Source organism: Pseudomonas sp. PDM21 (assembly GCF_014852505.2).
In the GTDB taxonomy this organism is placed as follows: Bacteria; Pseudomonadota; Gammaproteobacteria; order Pseudomonadales; family Pseudomonadaceae; genus Pseudomonas.
Genome location: NZ_CM181223.1, coordinates 2,282,381 through 2,297,736, shown reverse-complemented (window position 1 = coordinate 2,297,736; position 15,356 = coordinate 2,282,381). Strand labels below are relative to the sequence as shown.

General features: G+C 63.5%; 15 protein-coding genes and 1 riboswitch. Of the genes, 11 read left to right on the top strand and 4 right to left on the bottom strand.

The window, feature by feature from the left end; genetic code table 11:
* The first annotated feature begins 2 nt into the window (after nt 1-2).
* The 6 genes from IB275_RS10985 to IB275_RS10960 all read left to right on the top strand — a co-directional run bounded on the left by IB275_RS10985 (nt 3) and on the right by IB275_RS10960 (nt 7,972).
* A complete protein-coding gene (locus tag IB275_RS10985) occupies nt 3-2,102 on the top strand; it encodes a peptidase domain-containing ABC transporter (RefSeq protein ID WP_192295456.1) in 2,100 nt (699 codons plus the stop codon).
* Nucleotides 2,099-3,418 carry a TolC family outer membrane protein gene (locus IB275_RS10980; RefSeq protein ID WP_192295455.1) on the top strand — a complete coding sequence of 440 codons (1,320 nt, stop codon included), beginning with the start codon at nt 2,099-2,101 and terminating at the stop codon, nt 3,416-3,418. The genes IB275_RS10985 and IB275_RS10980 overlap by 4 nt, the downstream gene beginning before the upstream one ends.
* On the top strand, nt 3,402-4,319 hold the full coding sequence (locus tag IB275_RS10975; RefSeq protein WP_225607878.1) for a hypothetical protein: 918 nt from the start codon (nt 3,402-3,404) through the stop codon (nt 4,317-4,319). Before IB275_RS10980 ends, IB275_RS10975 begins: the two co-directional genes overlap by 17 nt.
* 230 nt (nt 4,320-4,549) lie before the next feature.
* On the top strand, nt 4,550-5,665 hold the full coding sequence (locus tag IB275_RS10970; protein WP_192295454.1) for a fimbrial protein: 1,116 nt from the start codon (nt 4,550-4,552) through the stop codon (nt 5,663-5,665).
* A 116-nt stretch (nt 5,666-5,781) separates the two neighbouring features.
* The gene (locus IB275_RS10965; protein ID WP_192295453.1) at nt 5,782-6,132 is read left to right on the top strand and encodes a 50S ribosome-binding protein YggL; all 351 of its coding nucleotides are present in this window, start codon (nt 5,782-5,784) and stop codon (nt 6,130-6,132) included.
* 478 nt (nt 6,133-6,610) lie between these two features.
* Nucleotides 6,611-7,972 carry an FAD/NAD(P)-binding protein gene (locus tag IB275_RS10960; protein ID WP_192295452.1) on the top strand — a complete coding sequence of 454 codons (1,362 nt, stop codon included), beginning with the start codon at nt 6,611-6,613 and terminating at the stop codon, nt 7,970-7,972.
* 78 nt (nt 7,973-8,050) lie between these two features.
* Here IB275_RS10960 and IB275_RS10955 read toward each other — a convergent pair whose 3' ends face one another.
* The 4 genes from IB275_RS10955 to IB275_RS10940 form a co-directional block, all read right to left on the bottom strand.
* On the bottom strand, nt 8,051-8,410 hold the full coding sequence (locus IB275_RS10955) for a hypothetical protein (protein ID WP_017519512.1): 360 nt from the start codon (nt 8,408-8,410) through the stop codon (nt 8,051-8,053).
* Between the two features lie 71 nt (nt 8,411-8,481).
* Nucleotides 8,482-8,892 (bottom strand): roadblock/LC7 domain-containing protein, encoded by a 411-nt coding sequence (locus tag IB275_RS10950; protein WP_192295451.1) that lies wholly within the window; start codon nt 8,890-8,892, stop codon nt 8,482-8,484.
* A gap of 32 nt (nt 8,893-8,924) precedes the next feature.
* Nucleotides 8,925-9,455 carry a GTP-binding protein gene (locus IB275_RS10945; protein ID WP_192295450.1) on the bottom strand — a complete coding sequence of 177 codons (531 nt, stop codon included), beginning with the start codon at nt 9,453-9,455 and terminating at the stop codon, nt 8,925-8,927.
* Nucleotides 9,452-10,051 (bottom strand): hypothetical protein, encoded by a 600-nt coding sequence (locus IB275_RS10940; protein ID WP_192295449.1) that lies wholly within the window; start codon nt 10,049-10,051, stop codon nt 9,452-9,454. Before IB275_RS10940 ends, IB275_RS10945 begins: the two co-directional genes overlap by 4 nt.
* 121 nt (nt 10,052-10,172) lie before the next feature.
* Nucleotides 10,173-10,260, bottom strand: a riboswitch (cyclic di-GMP riboswitch).
* A 230-nt stretch (nt 10,261-10,490) separates the two neighbouring features.
* On the opposite strand from IB275_RS10940, the gene IB275_RS10935 reads away from it, so the two are divergent.
* The 5 genes from IB275_RS10935 (at nt 10,491) to IB275_RS10915 (ending at nt 15,299) form a co-directional block, all read left to right on the top strand.
* Complete coding sequence (locus tag IB275_RS10935; protein ID WP_192295448.1) at nt 10,491-11,816, top strand: MATE family efflux transporter; 1,326 nt, start codon at nt 10,491-10,493, stop codon at nt 11,814-11,816.
* Nucleotides 11,817-11,864: 48 nt separating this feature from the next.
* Nucleotides 11,865-12,080 (top strand): DUF2970 domain-containing protein, encoded by a 216-nt coding sequence (locus IB275_RS10930; protein WP_045208331.1) that lies wholly within the window; start codon nt 11,865-11,867, stop codon nt 12,078-12,080.
* 324 nt (nt 12,081-12,404) lie between these two features.
* The gene (locus IB275_RS10925; RefSeq protein WP_405307856.1) at nt 12,405-12,893 is read left to right on the top strand and encodes a PaaI family thioesterase; all 489 of its coding nucleotides are present in this window, start codon (nt 12,405-12,407) and stop codon (nt 12,891-12,893) included.
* Nucleotides 12,894-13,153: 260 nt separating this feature from the next.
* Nucleotides 13,154-14,812 carry a nitrite/sulfite reductase gene (locus IB275_RS10920; RefSeq protein WP_192295447.1) on the top strand — a complete coding sequence of 553 codons (1,659 nt, stop codon included), beginning with the start codon at nt 13,154-13,156 and terminating at the stop codon, nt 14,810-14,812.
* The gene (locus tag IB275_RS10915) at nt 14,796-15,299 is read left to right on the top strand and encodes a DUF934 domain-containing protein (protein WP_192295446.1); all 504 of its coding nucleotides are present in this window, start codon (nt 14,796-14,798) and stop codon (nt 15,297-15,299) included. The genes IB275_RS10920 and IB275_RS10915 overlap by 17 nt, the downstream gene beginning before the upstream one ends.
* The last annotated feature ends 57 nt before the right edge of the window (nt 15,300-15,356 follow it).

Here is a 15,356-nt window from a genome sequence, read left to right as displayed (position 1 = left end):
TCGTGCGGATCATCTACCAGAACGAAGTCGCGGACTGCGGCTATGCCTGCCTGGCAATGGTGTTGACCCATCTGGGGCGAGCAACCGACGTGCGTGAAATAACAGCGCGCCGCCCGCTGTCGGCCAACGGCCTGACTTTGATGGACCTGTACGATGTGGCCACCGACTTCGGCCTCGCCGTGCAGCCCTTCCAGTTCGACGCCAGCGACCTGACCAACATCAAGCCCGGCTCGATCCTGCATTTCGGTGGTGCCCACTTTGTGGTGTTCGAGAAGTTCCGGCGCAGCCATGTGGTGGTCATCGACCCGGCCTCGGGGCGACGGCGCCTGACGCTGGAGATGTTCATGGCAAACGTCTCGGGCTACCTGCTCGAATGCTCGCCGACACCCCAGCTGCCGAGCATTCGTGCCCACTCCCGCGTGCCCGGCGCATTGACCAGGGTTCATGCGCTGAATCCGCAGCTTCGCGGGCACATCGCCAAGCTCATGTTCGTAGCCATTGGCGGACAGTTCGCAATCCTCACCCTGCCCTACTTCGGCAATCTGGTCCTCGACCATGTGGTGACCAGCGACAATCGCAACCTGCTGCACATCCTAGCCGTCACCTTCACCAGCATTTTCGCCATCGGTGCCTTCAGCAAGTTCATCCAGTCCTACCTCGTGGCCCTGGCGGGAACACTGGTCAGCGTCAACGTGACCCAGGGGCTGGTCGGGCAACTCCTGCGTAACCCGATTTCATACTTCGAGAAACGCAACGTCGGTGACCTGTTCGCCCGCCTGAAATCCCAGGAGGAAATCAACGACTACGCCGTCCGGACCAGCTTCGCGCTGCGCATCGACCTGGTAGTCGCCGGCCTGGCGATAGCCCTCATGCTGATACAGAGCACGCTGCTCGCCGGCGTCGCCCTGACAATATTCGCCCTGTACCTGGGCACCGCGTTCGCCCTCTACGTCCCGATGCGCGACGCTCACATGCTGGTTCTGGAGCGTTCCGCCCAGTGTGACGACACCCTGATCGAAACCATACGGGGTGCCTCGCTGATCAAGCTGGCCTGCGGCGAAACCCGCCGTACCGCGATCTTCATGGCGAAGTTCCGCGCCAATGCCGCAGCGGCATTGCACAGCGCCAAACTGACGGCGACGCGCGATGCCGTGCTGAAGCTGGTGGAATACGCCGACGTGATCGCCATCACCTGGCTGGCTGCTGGACTGATGCTCGACGGCAGGATTTCCGTGGGCGTTTTCTATTCCTTCATGATCTACAAGTCCCTGGCCTCGGAGCGGCTGGCACAATCGATCAACGCCTTGTTCGGCCGCTTCATGCTGAGCGTGCCAGTACAGCGCGTAGCCGACATCGTGGAGCACGAGCCGGAACGCTATGGGCTGACCGAACAGATCGGCAGGACGGCGGAGCTCCAGCGCCTGGATTCCATCGTGGTGCGCGACCTGAACTTCAGCTACGGCCTATCCGACCGTACTGTCCTGTCGGGAGTGACGCTGGACATCCAGCGAGGCGACAAGATCGCCATCGTCGGCCCTTCGGGTGTTGGAAAATCCACCCTATTCAAACTCCTCTGCGCAGCCGAACCGGTGCAACAGGGCGAGATTCGCCTGAACGGCGTGAGCTACGCCAATCTCGCCGTCGACGAAATCCGCCAGCACATGACCCAGATGCGCCAGGGCGACCTGATCCTCAATGGCAGTATCGCCGACAACATATCCCTGTTCGGCGCCAACCCTGACCACAACCGAATCAACCAGCTGCTCAAGGACGTCGGCCTGCTGGACGACGTCATGCAATTGCCGATGCGCACCCAGACGGTGATCAGCGACTCGATCGCGAACATCTCCGCCGGCCAGCGCCAGCGACTGCTGCTGGCACGCACGCTGTACCAGGACGCCGAAGTGCTTCTGCTCGACGAACCCACCTCCAACCTCGACCCCGTGTCGGTGGCGCACATCGCCGCCTTGCTCCAGCGCCTGGAGCGCACGCTCATTGTCATCACCCACGATCTGTCCCTGGCGACCTGCTTCAAGCACAGCTATCAGCTGATCGACGGCACGCTGCGGCGGCGTGTCCGGCAAGAGGAAGGGCTCGCATGACCCTGGCAAAGCTCTTCATCCCGCTGGGAATGTGCCTAGCCCTCGCTCCGCCCGGCGCCTCCTCCGGCGAGTTGCTGTCGGTGGTCAACGATGCCCTGGTCCACGATGCCGAACTCTCTGCGGCGAACTCGGAGATCGCCATTGGCCGTGAAGAGGTTCCGATCGCCAGGTCCGCCCTCCTGCCTAGGCTCGATGGCGGCTGGGGGCGAACCTACAACCAGATCACGACCGACAACCAGCCCACCACCAGGTACTGGCAGAACGGCTGGATGATCACCCTGACTCAACCCGTATTCGACTGGGAGCGCTGGGTCGCTCTCCGCCAGGCCGACATCGCCAGCGCCAAGGCAGAACTCGAATACGCCAGTGCCTGGCAGGCACTGGTGCTACGAAGCGCCAACGCCTATTTCGACTTGCTGGCCGCGGCTCAGGAGCAGTCCCGCGCATCCGACTACCTTAGCGCTGTCAGCGAACAACATGCCCTGACCGTGAAACTGCAGGCTGGCGGAGAGGCGACACTGATCGACGTGCAGGAGGCCCGGTCACGCCTGAGTGAGGCTCAACTGCGCCAGCAGGATGCTCTGCGCAACCTGGACTCGCGCCGACGCGTCCTGGAGACCCTGACCGGCCGCGACGTCACTCCACCCGCAAAGATAAACCTGAGCCGCACAAAACCCTGGTTGAAAGCCAGGAGCCTGCAACAGTGGGTGCGTCAAGCCGAAACCTCCAGTTACTCCGTGCAACTGGGGAAACTCGAGGTGCGCAACGCGAGCGAGGACAGCGAGAAAGCCCGCGCCCAGCGCTACCCCGTTATCAACCTGAGCGCCAGCCATGCGCCCTCCGGCGCGGCTGCCGGCTACTCCGAACCCACCACCACCAATAGCGCGATGCTCACAATATCTGCACCTCTGTTCACGGGCGGCGCAAACCGCGCTCGCCTGCGCCAGACCCTGGCGGAAGAGGAAAAGGCAGAGAATCGCCTATTGGGGGCAACCCGGAAATCGACGGCGGATACTCGGGAGTGGTTCCAGCGCTTCAACTGGGCGCGTGACCGAAGTCAGGCACTGAGCGAGATCGTTCGTCTCAACGCGTCATCGCTGGCGGCAACCCGCAAGGGCTACCAGGCCGGAAGCCGCACGAACCTGGACGTACTGCGCGCCCAGGAAGTGCTTTTTGCCAGCCGCGGTGAGCAGGCGAAGGCCAATTACGAAATGCTCTCGGCCTTCCTGGCCCTGAAGGCCGAAGTCGCTTCCCTCAACCTGGGGGACATCCAATTGCTCGACGACTGGTTGACTGCCGATGCCTCCACCAGCTGAGGCCCCCAAACCGCGCTGGCAGGACCGCTGGCTGCTGGCCTCGTCGGCGCTCGGTCTGGAGCGTGTCGCCCTGCTGTCCTGGGGCCTGCGCAGCATCTTCAGCAGGCGTGCTCGCTGGAAAGGACGGTTGCGCTACGAATGGGGCGCCGACAGCGCTGCGCTGACTCGCGCCGATGCCTGGCGCACCATGGCCAGTGAAGAGATCGAGCAAATGATCGATCGCCGCATGCACCTGGGAAGGCTCTACAACCGGGGCAATCATTGGCCGGAACTGGAGGCAGCAGCTCAGGAGCTGGCCGCTGCCACCCGCAGGCTCCAGAGCGATCTTCCCGGCCGGCCGGTCATTATTTCGCCGTTCCACTACGTTTCCGAGTACGCCAACATCTACGTGGTCGACGCCTTGCGCGCCACGCTGGGTCTGGCGGAGCTCGCCCTCGTCTCCGGCAGCCCGAGGGAAGCCTACGGCCACAGGGAGGACATCCTGATTCCCGGCTTGCGCATCCTGCATACCTATGACGAGAACAATCGTTCCGGGCTGGGGCTGCGCGTGATGCGCGCCCTGCGGCAGGAAGGCATCGCCGTGCTGTTCAGCGACGTACCGCCCTACATGATGCAGCGCTACCCCATGGAAACCGTGGAAGTGGTGCTACTCCGGCGCCCCGCGCGCCTGCACCGAGGCGTCTTCAGCATTGGCAGCCATGTCAACGCGGTAATGCTCTGCTTCCACCTGACCTTTTCGAAGGGCCGATTCGGCCACCATCTGTTCGACCCCATCGAGCTTGTCTGCAAGGATGCGCCGCAACGCGTTGCAGACTGCATCGAGGCAGCTTATCAGCGTGCGTATCCGAACTGGATCCTGGCAGACCATCCATCTCGTTACGGCTTCGCCCCTCGCAAATGACCGGGCCAGCCCAAGCACAACACAACTTCGGGAAATTTCCTTATATGCAGGACTACTTCTCAGACAGACCGCAAACGAGCACTGCGGTAATCATCTCCTGATTGAGGTCGTCACCGGACTCTCCCGGAGAGAACGCAAGTTCCCCTGGATGTCGGAGGCCATCGAATGCCTTCGTTCGAATCAAACGGAACATTTATCTATTGCGCAGCCATGCACGCAGGAGAATCAGCATGAACCCGAGGCAGCTTACCCACTGGCGCACCTACACCCGATCATGGTCACGTACGGCAATCTGCGCTCTGGCGCTAGCCGTGTTTTTCTGGGGCCAGAACGCCTTGGCTGCCGCTACTTGCACATTCAACGGCACAGGCGCTGAAAACTTTACATTCCCCGGTCCCATATCCGTTCCACGCGACAACAGCGCTTCGATGGCCCCGCTTTCGAACTGGGTAACAGGAGAGGCAGCGACCAATATCTATACCTGCACGCTCAGCAACAGCACGAAGGGAGGTATAGGTATCAAGTTCCCCACCATGGCGCAGGCCGGGAGCTACAGCGAAGGAGGAATAACCTACAAGGTATTCAATACCAGCGTGCAGGGCGTCGGCATCGTCTATGGATTCCGTCTCTATACCGGCGGCAACTACTGCGACCAGAGCGGTGGCGTCAATGGCTGGAACCCCTGGGGCTCCGGATCAGGTTCGACGCCTTACAGTTATCGATGGTGTGACAACTTGCAGTCAGGCAGTTATTCATTTGGCGCCCAGCTGAGGTTTCGCCTGATCCAGACAGGCAGGATTACTGCCGGGACAGTGCCAACCTTCACGATGAGCAACTCCGCACAGGTAACCGATGGTACCTTCTCCACCGCTGCCGGCAGCCGCAACTACGTCATCAGCCCCGTAGCATTCCAGGCCTTGAGCTGCACCGCAGTCGGGGCCAACGTCACTCTGGATACCGCGAAAAAAAGCGACTTCACCGACGCCACCAGCGTCAGGACCAAACCCTTCCAGTTTACCCTGCAGAACTGTCCGGCCGGCATGAACAGTATCAAGTACCAACTCGACCCCATTGGAACGATCATCAGCGCAACCGACGGCACATTCCAGAACGCCACTGGCGCAGACATGGCCAAAGGTGTCGGCCTGCGGATCACCAACGAAGCCAATACGGCGCCCGTTCGCTTCGGCGATTCCAGTTACACCGTAGCGAACTACAGCCCGACATCGGGCAATACGACACTGCCCATCAAGATGAACGTGTCCTACTACCGCACCGGCGCAGCGACCCAGGTCACCGGAGGAAAGGTCCGGGGCACGGCGCAATTGACAGTGTTCTATCTCTGAAAGCCGCGCAGCTGTCATCAGCATTTGCATCAGGGATAACGGGGACGACGTGATATGATGTCCGGCTGTCACCGATCCGGGCCAGTCGCCGGATCAACGAATGCCAAGGAGCTCTCATGAAATACCTCACCCCCGAACAGATGGCCAAGCCGCGCAAGCGTCGCCTGCTGAAGAAACTGCGCCTGGGCGAGTTCCAGGAATTCGGTTTCAGTCTGGAAGTGAACTACAGCGGCGACCTGGATGATGTGTTGGATCAGTGGATCGCCTTCGTCGAGTCCGAGGGCTGGGTCTTCGTCGGCGGCGCCACCGAAGACGGTGAGTTCACCGGCTACCTGTGCCTGAACGCCGTTGGCAGCCTGACCGAAGCCGACCGCGAGACCACCCGCCTGTGGCTGGAAAAGCAATCCTGGGCCAAGTCCTTCGAACTGGGCGACCTGAGCGACTGCTGGCACGGCCTGTTCGAGTAAGGCGCAGTGAAAGGCGGCCATCCTGGCCGCCTTTTCCTATTTGTCCTTCCCCCTGATACCAACTTCGCCGGCATCGTTCAGCACCTGAAGCCAACGCTGGAAGCTGTCATGCACCCACTCCTGCTGCTCTTGCTCCTGGCCTGAACCTTCTTGGGCTGCGGCACACTCATCACTCGCCTCGAAGATCCCAGCTGAACCACGGCACCTAGTACAAGGGCGTGCAGGCAGACGCCAAACTACTCACGGGAAACGTCAGCACCGGCTACGCGCCGATCGCGCTGTTCTGTTGGATGAGCATCGTCTGCCCGAAAGTCGCGGTGGTTTCCCTACCTGTGAACGCAGTCATCGACACCGTAGCGCAGCCCATCGACCACTCCTGGCGGACTCCGCTGGCTCGCCTACCGGCGCCCGCTGGTCACGATTGCCAGCAAGCCTTGCCTCTGCGACCCTGCCCCGGTCAAAACACGGAGCAGGTTGCATGGAACACATCGCCATCATCGGAAGCGGATTCTGCGGCACGGCGCTGGCCATCCAGTTGCTGCGCACTGCACAAGGGCCGCTACGGCTCAGCCTGATCAATCGCTCCGGGCGCCTCGCACGTGGCTTGGCCTATGGCACCCGTTCGGCCAGCCACATCCTCAATGTCCCGGCTGAGCGCATGAGCCTTTCCCCTGACCAGCCCTCGGATTTTCTCGAATTTGCCCGCAAGCAGATGCCTGAGGCGCAGCCGGGCGACTTCCTCCCCCGCCGTTTCTACGGTGACTACCTGCAGGACCGCCTCGGCCACGCTATCGCCGAAGCTGCGCCTGGCATGCGCTTCAGCAGCCTCTGCCAGCAAGTACTGGAGCTGAGCGACCAGGGTGACCACCTGCGCCTTCGGCTCGATGACGGCCAGCCGCTGGACAGCCGAAAGGTGATCATCGCCACCGGAAACTTTTCCCCCGCCACGCCCGGTCCGCTCAAGTCACTTGAAAACACCCCGCAGTATCTCCGCGACCCCTGGACGGCAGGCGCACTGGAACGTATTCCATCCGATGCCAATGTCCTGCTGCTGGGTACCGGACTGACCATGTACGACATGGCGTTGGCCCTTCAGGACCAGGGTCATAGCGGGCCGCTGCTGGCACTTTCTCGCCGCGCGTTGCTGCCCCATGCTCACCGGGACAATGCCAGCCACCCCATGTTGCCGGCACTGCCCGACGCCTTCCTTGCGCAAATGGGTCTTAACGAGCGGTTGCGCGGCCTGCGTAGGTTGATCCGCCAGGCAGCCGAGGACGGCCACGACTGGCGGGACGTGATCGCCGCGTTGCGACCTGCTACGCCGCACTTCTGGCAGGCAATGAATGACCGCGAGCGCAGCCGTTTCCTGCGCCATTTGCAGGCCTACTGGGATGTCCACCGGCATCGCGCCGCGCCACCGGTAGCCCAGCGCATCATCGAGCTGCGCGACAGCGGACAGTTACACGTGCAAGCCGGCCGGGTGCTGGCGGCCAAAGCGTCGGATAACGGCATCGATCTGCAAATCCGCCATCGCGGAGCGAAGCAATCGCAACAGCATCGCTTCGACTACCTGATCAACTGTACCGGCCCCTGCACCAACCTGCGCGCCGTGAACGAACCACTGCTAAGCGGATTACTGGATCGCGGTGTGATCCGCCAGGACAGGCAAGGCCTGGGGCTGGACACTGACGACGGCTTCCGTCTGTTGGATGCGAGCGGCAAGGCAAACCCGAACCTCTACCTGCTCAGCCCGATGCTGCGCGCCAGCCACTGGGAAGCCACCGCCGTGCCGGAACTGCGCGGGCACGCCGCACGCCTGGCCGAACTGCTGCTGGCCTGAAACGAAGCTGGCCCGCAAGGGCCAGCCCAGTGTCATCAATAAGGGCGGGCCTCCCCGCCCACCCTGGTTTGCGGGGTGTCAGATCGCCACCTGCGCCTCCACCTCCTGCAGTTTTCGCCGGGCCAGCGCCAGGTTGGCTTTCACCTTGTCCAGCACGTAGTACATGAACACGCCTTCATGCTTCGCCATGGGGCGAATGATGTGGTACTGGCGGCCCAGGGTGATGAGGATGTCCTCGATCACATCGTTGAGCGCCAGCGACTTCATGGTCTTGAGCTTGGCGCGGACCACTTCGGTGTTGCCCGCCGCCGCCAGTTCCAGGTCCACGCCGCCACCCGCCTGCCCGAGCAGCATGCCGCTCTTGGCATCCACCACGGCGGACGCCAGGGCACCATCCAGGTTCAGCAGTTCGTCCAGCGATTGTTGCAGTGCTGCCATAGCGATTACTCCTTGAGTGCGCGTCCTGTTGTAGGGGCCCCGCAGCCGCGCGCGCCGCGAAGCCTTTTGTCTCATCCGGCCAGCGACAGGTCCGCCAGCCGTATGGCCGTGCGTTTTGCCTGGTAGAGCACCTGGCCGAGCATCTCCTCGCGGTCGGCGACCAGGTTGAGGATCATCGGATGGCTCGGGTGCGGGATGTCGACGATGACGATGTAGCCTTCGCTCGCCTCGACGATCACGTTCTGGTGCGGCCCGACTTCGCTCTCCTGGCCAACCATCGCACCGAGGGCGGAGATGGAGCAGGCCATCGCCGCCAGCTTGGAAACTTCCAGCCCCTTGCCGGTGCGGGAGGCCACTTCGAAACCATCGGTAGTGGCAATCACTGCCGCGCTCAGCCGGCCCAGGCTGGCGCCCAATTCGTCCAGCGCCAGCTCGGCGTCGTGACGCAGTCTTTCCGGCAGGCTCATCAGGGCATGTTCCATGGTCGACTCCAGTCGGTGGCGAACGTCAGGCCTCAGGCCGCCGTGCATTCGAGTTGCAGCAGGAGCAGGTCGAGCAACAGCCGGACTTCCTCCGCTTCGCGCACGTCGACCTCGATCACCGGGAAGCTGTATCCGGCTTGCGCCAGGGCGGTGACGTAGTCGTCCAGGCCGGGATGGGGATTACCCGGCAGGCGGCCGACACCGATCACACAGGGCGCGTGGCCGATACAATCGGCAAAGCCGTCGAGGTAGACGCGCAGGTCGCCCAGCGGGTCAGGCCGTGAGTTGTCGATCAGGATCACAAGCCCGAGCGCACCTCGGGCGAGGATTCCCCACATGAAGGCGAAGCGCGCCTGGCCGGGGGTGCCGTAGAGACGCAGACGCTCGTCCGGGCCGAGCACCACTTCGCCGTAGTCCAGGCCGACCGTGGTGCGAGCCTTGTCCAGGCTGGGGTCGTTGTTCTGCACATCGGTGCTGACCGGGTCGATATCGCTGATCGCGGCGATGGCGGTGGTCTTGCCAGCGCCCATGGTGCCGGTGAAGAGGATCTTGTATTCCCTCATCGGCTGGCCTCCGCAGTACCGCCCAGACCGAGATGACGACGGATGCGCGCCAGCAGGCCGATGGGCGCTGCGGTTTGCTGCGCGGGCGCAGCAGGCGTGGCCTCGACGGGTTGAAGCATCTGCTGGGCGTCCATCAGGCGGACGAAGGTTTCCGCCACCTGGCGCGGCACACCCGAGCGCTCGCACAGCTCATCCAGGCTCATGGCCCGCGCACAGAGCAGCGTGGCCAGGCGCACGTAGCGATGCTCACCCTTGAGCAAGGACGCCGCCGGCCAGTGCTTCAAGCGCAGCGCTCCGCCAGGAGTCTCCACTGGCCGGTGACCGATGGCACGGGCGGCGCGCTCAAGACAGTCGAAGACTTCACTGGCACGCAGTGGCCAATGGACCCAGAGCGGCTCGCCTTCGGCGGTGCGCAACTGGACGCGGGGCTCGCCTTCCTCCCCCTCGACCAGCAGATCGGCCGGGCCATCGACATACGCCCAGCTCGCCAGCGTGCGACCGCTGAGCAGGCCGACAATGGATTTGAAAACCACCTGATCCCGCAACGCCATCCGGGCGAACCCGTAGGTGTAGTGAACCTGATACGGCTGATTCATCGGCGCGCTCCCTTGGGCCAACAAACACCATCAACCTGCACGGGTTGATCAGGAGGCTCACCGGGACGTTGGAAGATGCCGAGCGCAAGCTCGCAGAAGGCGCGAACGAACGTCCGGCCTGCTTGGCAACCCCGCGGTCATGGCCCTTCCGGGCTGTAGATCGGTGGCTTTGCGTCCCTGGCTTTCGCACAGGTTTGCCCTGGTCAATTGAGTCTCAGCGTAGTACGCCGATTTCGTTCGCCAAGGCGAAAAAGCGTGATGCACCTCACACAAATATCGGAAATATCGCCGGAACAACTTCGCAATATTCGTAGGCATATTCCGTTCTAAAAAGGGGCGGGAAGCGCTCCCTTCGGCTAGGATTTCCTACAGCGAAGCCCTACCGGCACGGGCCCGCCAGATGTCCAGAACAGGCCGGGGCTTACTGCCCAGAGACGCCATGCTAGAGCGCCAGCGGTTCCAGAATATTCTCAGCCTGGGCCTGCCGATCATCGGCGGGATGCTCAGTCAGAGCCTGCTCAACCTGGTGGATGCGGCCATGGTCGGCCACCTCGGGGAAAAGTCCCTCGCCGGGGTCGGCATCGGCAGCTACGCCAACTTCGTCGCCATCTCGCTGGTGATGGGCCTGGGCGCAGGCGTACAGGCACTGGTGGCGCGCCGGCGGGGTGAAGGCCGCAGCGCCGAGTTCGCCGCGCCGTTGAACTGCGGGCTGCTGGTGGCGCTGGGCCTGTCGCTGCCGATCACGCTGATCTGTCTGTTGTTCGCCGAGCCCATCGTCCATGCGCTGTCCAACGACCCCGAGGTGCTCGCGGTCGGTATCCCCTACTTCGAATGGCGCGCCTTGTCGGTGCTAGCCGTCGGACTGAACTTCTCCTTCCGCGGCTACTGGAACGGCACCCGGCGCTCGGGCATGTACATGCGTACCCTGGTGGTGATGCACCTGGCCAACGCGGCGATCAGCTACAGCCTGATCCACGGCCTGTTCGGCCTGCCCAGGATGGGCGCGGTGGGCAGCGGCCTGGGCACCACGCTGGCGCTGTACATCGGCTCGCTGATCTACGCCTGGATCACCTGGCGCGATGCCCGCGCCCAGGGTTTCCACCCGCGCCTGCCGAGCGAATGGGACATCCGCACGCTGCTGCGCCTGTCGCTGCCAAATTCACTGCAGCAGTTCTTCTTCGCCGCCGGCATCACCCTGCTGTTCTGGATCATCGCCCAAGTCGGCACCCGCGAGCTGGCAGTGGCCCACGTGCTTATCAACCTGGCGCTGTTCCTGATCCTGCCTGGTGTCGGCCTGGGCATGGCGGCGACGACGCTGGTCAGCCAGAGCATGGGCGAGCGCGACTTCGACAGCGCGCACCGCTGGGGCTGGGACGTGGTGAAGGTGGCGGCCTGCGGCCTGGCGCTGTTGGGGGCGCCGTTCTGGATTTTCCCCGAAGCCATTCTGCGGCTGTTCGTCAGCGATCCGGCACTGATCGAACTGGGCCGGGTGCCGCTGATGCTCACCGGAATGGGCATGGTGATCGACGCCACCGCGCTGGTGCTGACCCAGGCGCTGCTTGGCGCAGGCGCCGTGCGCACGGTGATGGCGGTCAGCCTGGGCAACCAGTGGCTGTTCTTCCTGCCGCTGGCCTACCTGGTCGGTCCGGTGCTGGGCGGCGGGCTGCTGGCGATCTGGAGCATGCAGATACTGCAGCGCGGGCTGGCCTCGGCGATCTTCGCGGTGATGTGGCAGAAACGCCAGTGGACGCAGATCGAACTCTAGCGTTCGCGCCCTCAGGAGCTAGGCTTGCAGGCAAAAGGAGGACCAACGATGGACGAGCAACAGAACAAGCCGCCGAGCTTCTGGCAGATGCTCCACAGCGTGCTGGCCGCGGCCTTCGGCGTACAGAGCGGACGCAACCGCGCGCGCGACTTCACCCACGGCAAGCCCAGTCATTTCATCGCCATGGGCATTCTCTTCACGCTGGTCTTCGTGCTGCTGCTCTACGGGCTGGTGCAGCTGGTGCTGCATTTCGCCGGACTGTAGGAAAGCCGGCTGGGGGATGAGGTACCGGGCGGGCCGAAGGACGACCCGCCGGCACCGCTGTCACTGGTGGCTGACCCAGAACACGGCGGTCGCTACCACCAGCAGGATCAGGATGAATGCGGCGCGGGCATCGACGACGCTGTCGCTGGTCTTGCTGGACGTTTCTTCGCTCATGCTTCCCCCATCTTCTCGTTATTGGCTGAAGGACCACAGGCAAGAGTTAAGACCAGCCCGGCCCGCTGCTCAAGGAACCGCCCCTTTCCGCCACTGCGCAAATGCCGTTAGGCTGCTGATTCCATAAGAACAAGCAAGTGGATTAAGCGCGTGGACTCACTGCAAGACACTGTTGCGCCGGAAGGCGTCTGCTACGGCTGCGGCGGCAGCAACCCGCACGGCCTGCACATCAAGAGCCGCTGGCACGAGGACGGCATCCACGTCGTCGCCGAGCACCTGCCCGAAGCCAAGTACTGCGGCTGGCCGGAACTGGTCTACGGCGGCCTGATCGCCATGCTGGTGGACTGCCATTCGAACTGGACGGCCATGGCCTACCACTACCGCGCCGAAGGCCGCGAGCCGGGCAGCCTACCGCGCATCGACTGCGTGACCGGCAACCTGGGCATCAAGTTCATCAAGCCGACACCCATGGGCGTGCCGCTGACCCTGAAGGCTCATGTAGAAGGTGAAGTCGGGCGCAAGAGCCGGATCATCTGCGAGGTCTACGCCGGGGATGTGCTGACCTGCGTCGGCGACTCGATCTTCGTCCGCGTCGACACCTCACAACTGCGCGACGCCGCCCACGGCCGGGATGCCTGATCGACTCCCGTTGCGCCGCCGCCCATAGCCAGACGAAGCGGCGCAACGGAGCAACAGACGTCCGGCTTCAAGTCCCGTCCCGCCTGTGTTTCAGGCTTGGCGCGACTTATACCCGAAAGTTCTCGCCATATACTCAAACATCACTTTTGCGCATATTCCCGAACTGGTATCGTGCGCCCCACTCCGCGTGGAGCGCGTTGCCGTGCGCGCTGGGATACGCAATACGCCCTGAGCGCTATAGCCTGACAGCAGGATGATTCATGTACGTATATGACGAATACGATCAGAGGATCGTAGAAGATCGCGTCAAGCAGTTCCGCGATCAGACCCACCGTTACCTGGCGGGCGAACTGACCGGCGAGGAATTCCGCCCGCTGCGTCTGCAGAATGGCCTGTACATCCAGCGCTACGCGCCCATGCTGCGAGTGGCTGTGCCTTACGGCCTGCTGTCCTCCCGGCAGGTTCGCAAGCTGGCGCAGATCGCTCGCGACTACGACAAGGGCTACGCGCACATCAGCACCCGCCAGAACGTCCAGTACAACTGGCCGGAACTGGAAGACGTGCCGGAAATCCTCGCCGAACTGGCCACCGTGCAGATGCACGCGATCCAGACCAGCGGCAACTGCATCCGCAACACCACCACCGACCAGTTCGCCGGCGTCGCCCGTGACGAACTCGTGGACCCGCGCCCCTGGTGCGAGATCATCCGCCAGTGGTCGACCTTCCACCCCGAATTCGCCCACCTGCCGCGCAAGTTCAAGATCGCCGTCAACGGCGCCGTGAGCGATCGCGCTGCCATCGAGGTGCACGACATCGGCCTGGAAGCGGTGCAGAACGAAGCCGGCGAGCTGGGCTTCCGCGTCTCCGTCGGCGGCGGTCTGGGCCGTACCCCGATCGTCGGCAGCTTCATCAATGAATTCCTGCCCTGGCAGCACCTGCTGTCCTACCTGGACGCCATCCTGCGCGTGTACAACCGCTATGGCCGTCGGGACAACAAGTACAAGGCGCGCATCAAGATCCTGGTCAAGGCGCTGACTCCGGAAGTCTTCGCCCAGAAGGTCGACGCCGAATGGGCGAACCTGAAGGACGGCCCGAGCACCCTGACCGACGCTGAACTGCAGCGCGTGGCCGCCCACTTCGTCGACCCGGCCTACCAGACCCTGGAAGACCAGGACGCCGCCCTCGCCCAGCTGGACGCCGAGAACCCCGGCTTCGCCCGCTGGCGCACCCGCAACACCTTCGCCCACAAGAAACCCGGCTACGTCGCCGTGACCCTGTCGCTCAAGCCCACCGGCGTGGCGCCTGGCGACATCACCGACAAGCAGTTGGATGTGGTCGCCGACCTGGCCGACCGCTACAGCTTCGGCGAAGTGCGCAACAGCCATAACCAGAACATCATCCTCGCCGACGTCGAGCAGGCGCAGCTGTTCACCCTCTGGGGCGAACTGCGCGAGAACGGTTTCGCGACCCCGAACGTGGGCCTGCTGACCGACCTCATCTGCTGCCCGGGCGGCGACTTCTGCTCCCTGGCCAACGCCAAGTCGCTGCCGGTGGCCGAAGCCATCCAGCGTCGCTTCGATGACCTGGACTACCTGTTCGACATCGGCGACCTCGACCTGAACATCTCCGGTTGCATGAACGCCTGCGGTCACCACCACGTGGGCCACATCGGCATCCTCGGCGTGGACAAGAAGGGCGAGGAGTTCTACCAGGTCTCCCTCGGCGGCAGCGCCAGCCGTGAGGCGAGCCTCGCGCAGATCCTCGGCCCGTCGTTCGCCCAGGACCAGATGGCCGACGTGATCGAGAAGATCATCAAGGTCTACGTGGAACAGCGCACCGAAGAGGAACGTTTCCTCGATACCTACCGTCGCATCGGCATCGACCTCTTCAAGGAGCGCGTATATGCAGCGAATCATTAAGAACCGCGAGGTCGTCGACGATCGCTGGCACCTGCTGCCCAAGGACGCGACCCTCGAGACCGTGCCCAACTGCGACGACGTGATCATCCCGCTGAACCTGTGGCTGGAACACGGCCCTGCCCTGCGCGGCCGTGACGGCGGCCTGGGCGTGTGGCTGGACGCGGACGAAGAGCCCGAAGCCATCGCCGAAGACCTGGACAAGTTCAAGGTCATCGCCGTGAACTTCCCCGCCTTCACCGACGGCCGCGGCTTCAGCACCGCGCGCCTGCTGCGCGAGCGCTTCGGCTACAAGGGCGAAGTGCGCGCCATCGGCGACGTGCTGCGGGACCAGCTGTTCTTCATGCAGAGCTGCGGCTTCGACGCCTACGCCATCCGCGCCGACCGCGATCCGCAAGCGGCGCTGGCCGGCCTGGACGACTTCTCCGAGGTCTACCAGACGTCGGCGATCCAGCCGCAACCGCTGTTCCGTCGCCGTCAGCTCGCCTGATCCAGCGACAGTAAAAAGCCCCGCACTGCGGGGCTTTTTCATTTCTTCGCGGCGTGT

Excerpts from the sequence above, each read along its gene's own strand:
- IB275_RS10980 (WP_192295455.1), top strand. The coding sequence starts at position 2,099 with ATGACCCTGGCAAAGCTCTTCATCCCGCTGGGAATGTGCCTAGCCCTC.
- IB275_RS10975 (WP_225607878.1), top strand. The coding sequence starts at position 3,402 with ATGCCTCCACCAGCTGAGGCCCCCAAACCGCGCTGGCAGGACCGCTGG.
- IB275_RS10970 (WP_192295454.1), top strand. The coding sequence starts at position 4,550 with ATGAACCCGAGGCAGCTTACCCACTGGCGCACCTACACCCGATCATGG.
- IB275_RS10965 (WP_192295453.1), top strand. The coding sequence starts at position 5,782 with ATGAAATACCTCACCCCCGAACAGATGGCCAAGCCGCGCAAGCGTCGC.
- IB275_RS10960 (WP_192295452.1), top strand. The coding sequence starts at position 6,611 with ATGGAACACATCGCCATCATCGGAAGCGGATTCTGCGGCACGGCGCTG.
- IB275_RS10955 (WP_017519512.1), bottom strand. The coding sequence starts at position 8,410 with ATGGCAGCACTGCAACAATCGCTGGACGAACTGCTGAACCTGGATGGT.
- IB275_RS10950 (WP_192295451.1), bottom strand. The coding sequence starts at position 8,892 with ATGGAACATGCCCTGATGAGCCTGCCGGAAAGACTGCGTCACGACGCC.
- IB275_RS10945 (WP_192295450.1), bottom strand. The coding sequence starts at position 9,455 with ATGAGGGAATACAAGATCCTCTTCACCGGCACCATGGGCGCTGGCAAG.
- IB275_RS10940 (WP_192295449.1), bottom strand. The coding sequence starts at position 10,051 with ATGAATCAGCCGTATCAGGTTCACTACACCTACGGGTTCGCCCGGATG.
- IB275_RS10935 (WP_192295448.1), top strand. The coding sequence starts at position 10,491 with ATGCTAGAGCGCCAGCGGTTCCAGAATATTCTCAGCCTGGGCCTGCCG.
- IB275_RS10930 (WP_045208331.1), top strand. The coding sequence starts at position 11,865 with ATGGACGAGCAACAGAACAAGCCGCCGAGCTTCTGGCAGATGCTCCAC.
- IB275_RS10920 (WP_192295447.1), top strand. The coding sequence starts at position 13,154 with ATGTACGTATATGACGAATACGATCAGAGGATCGTAGAAGATCGCGTC.
- IB275_RS10915 (WP_192295446.1), top strand. The coding sequence starts at position 14,796 with ATGCAGCGAATCATTAAGAACCGCGAGGTCGTCGACGATCGCTGGCAC.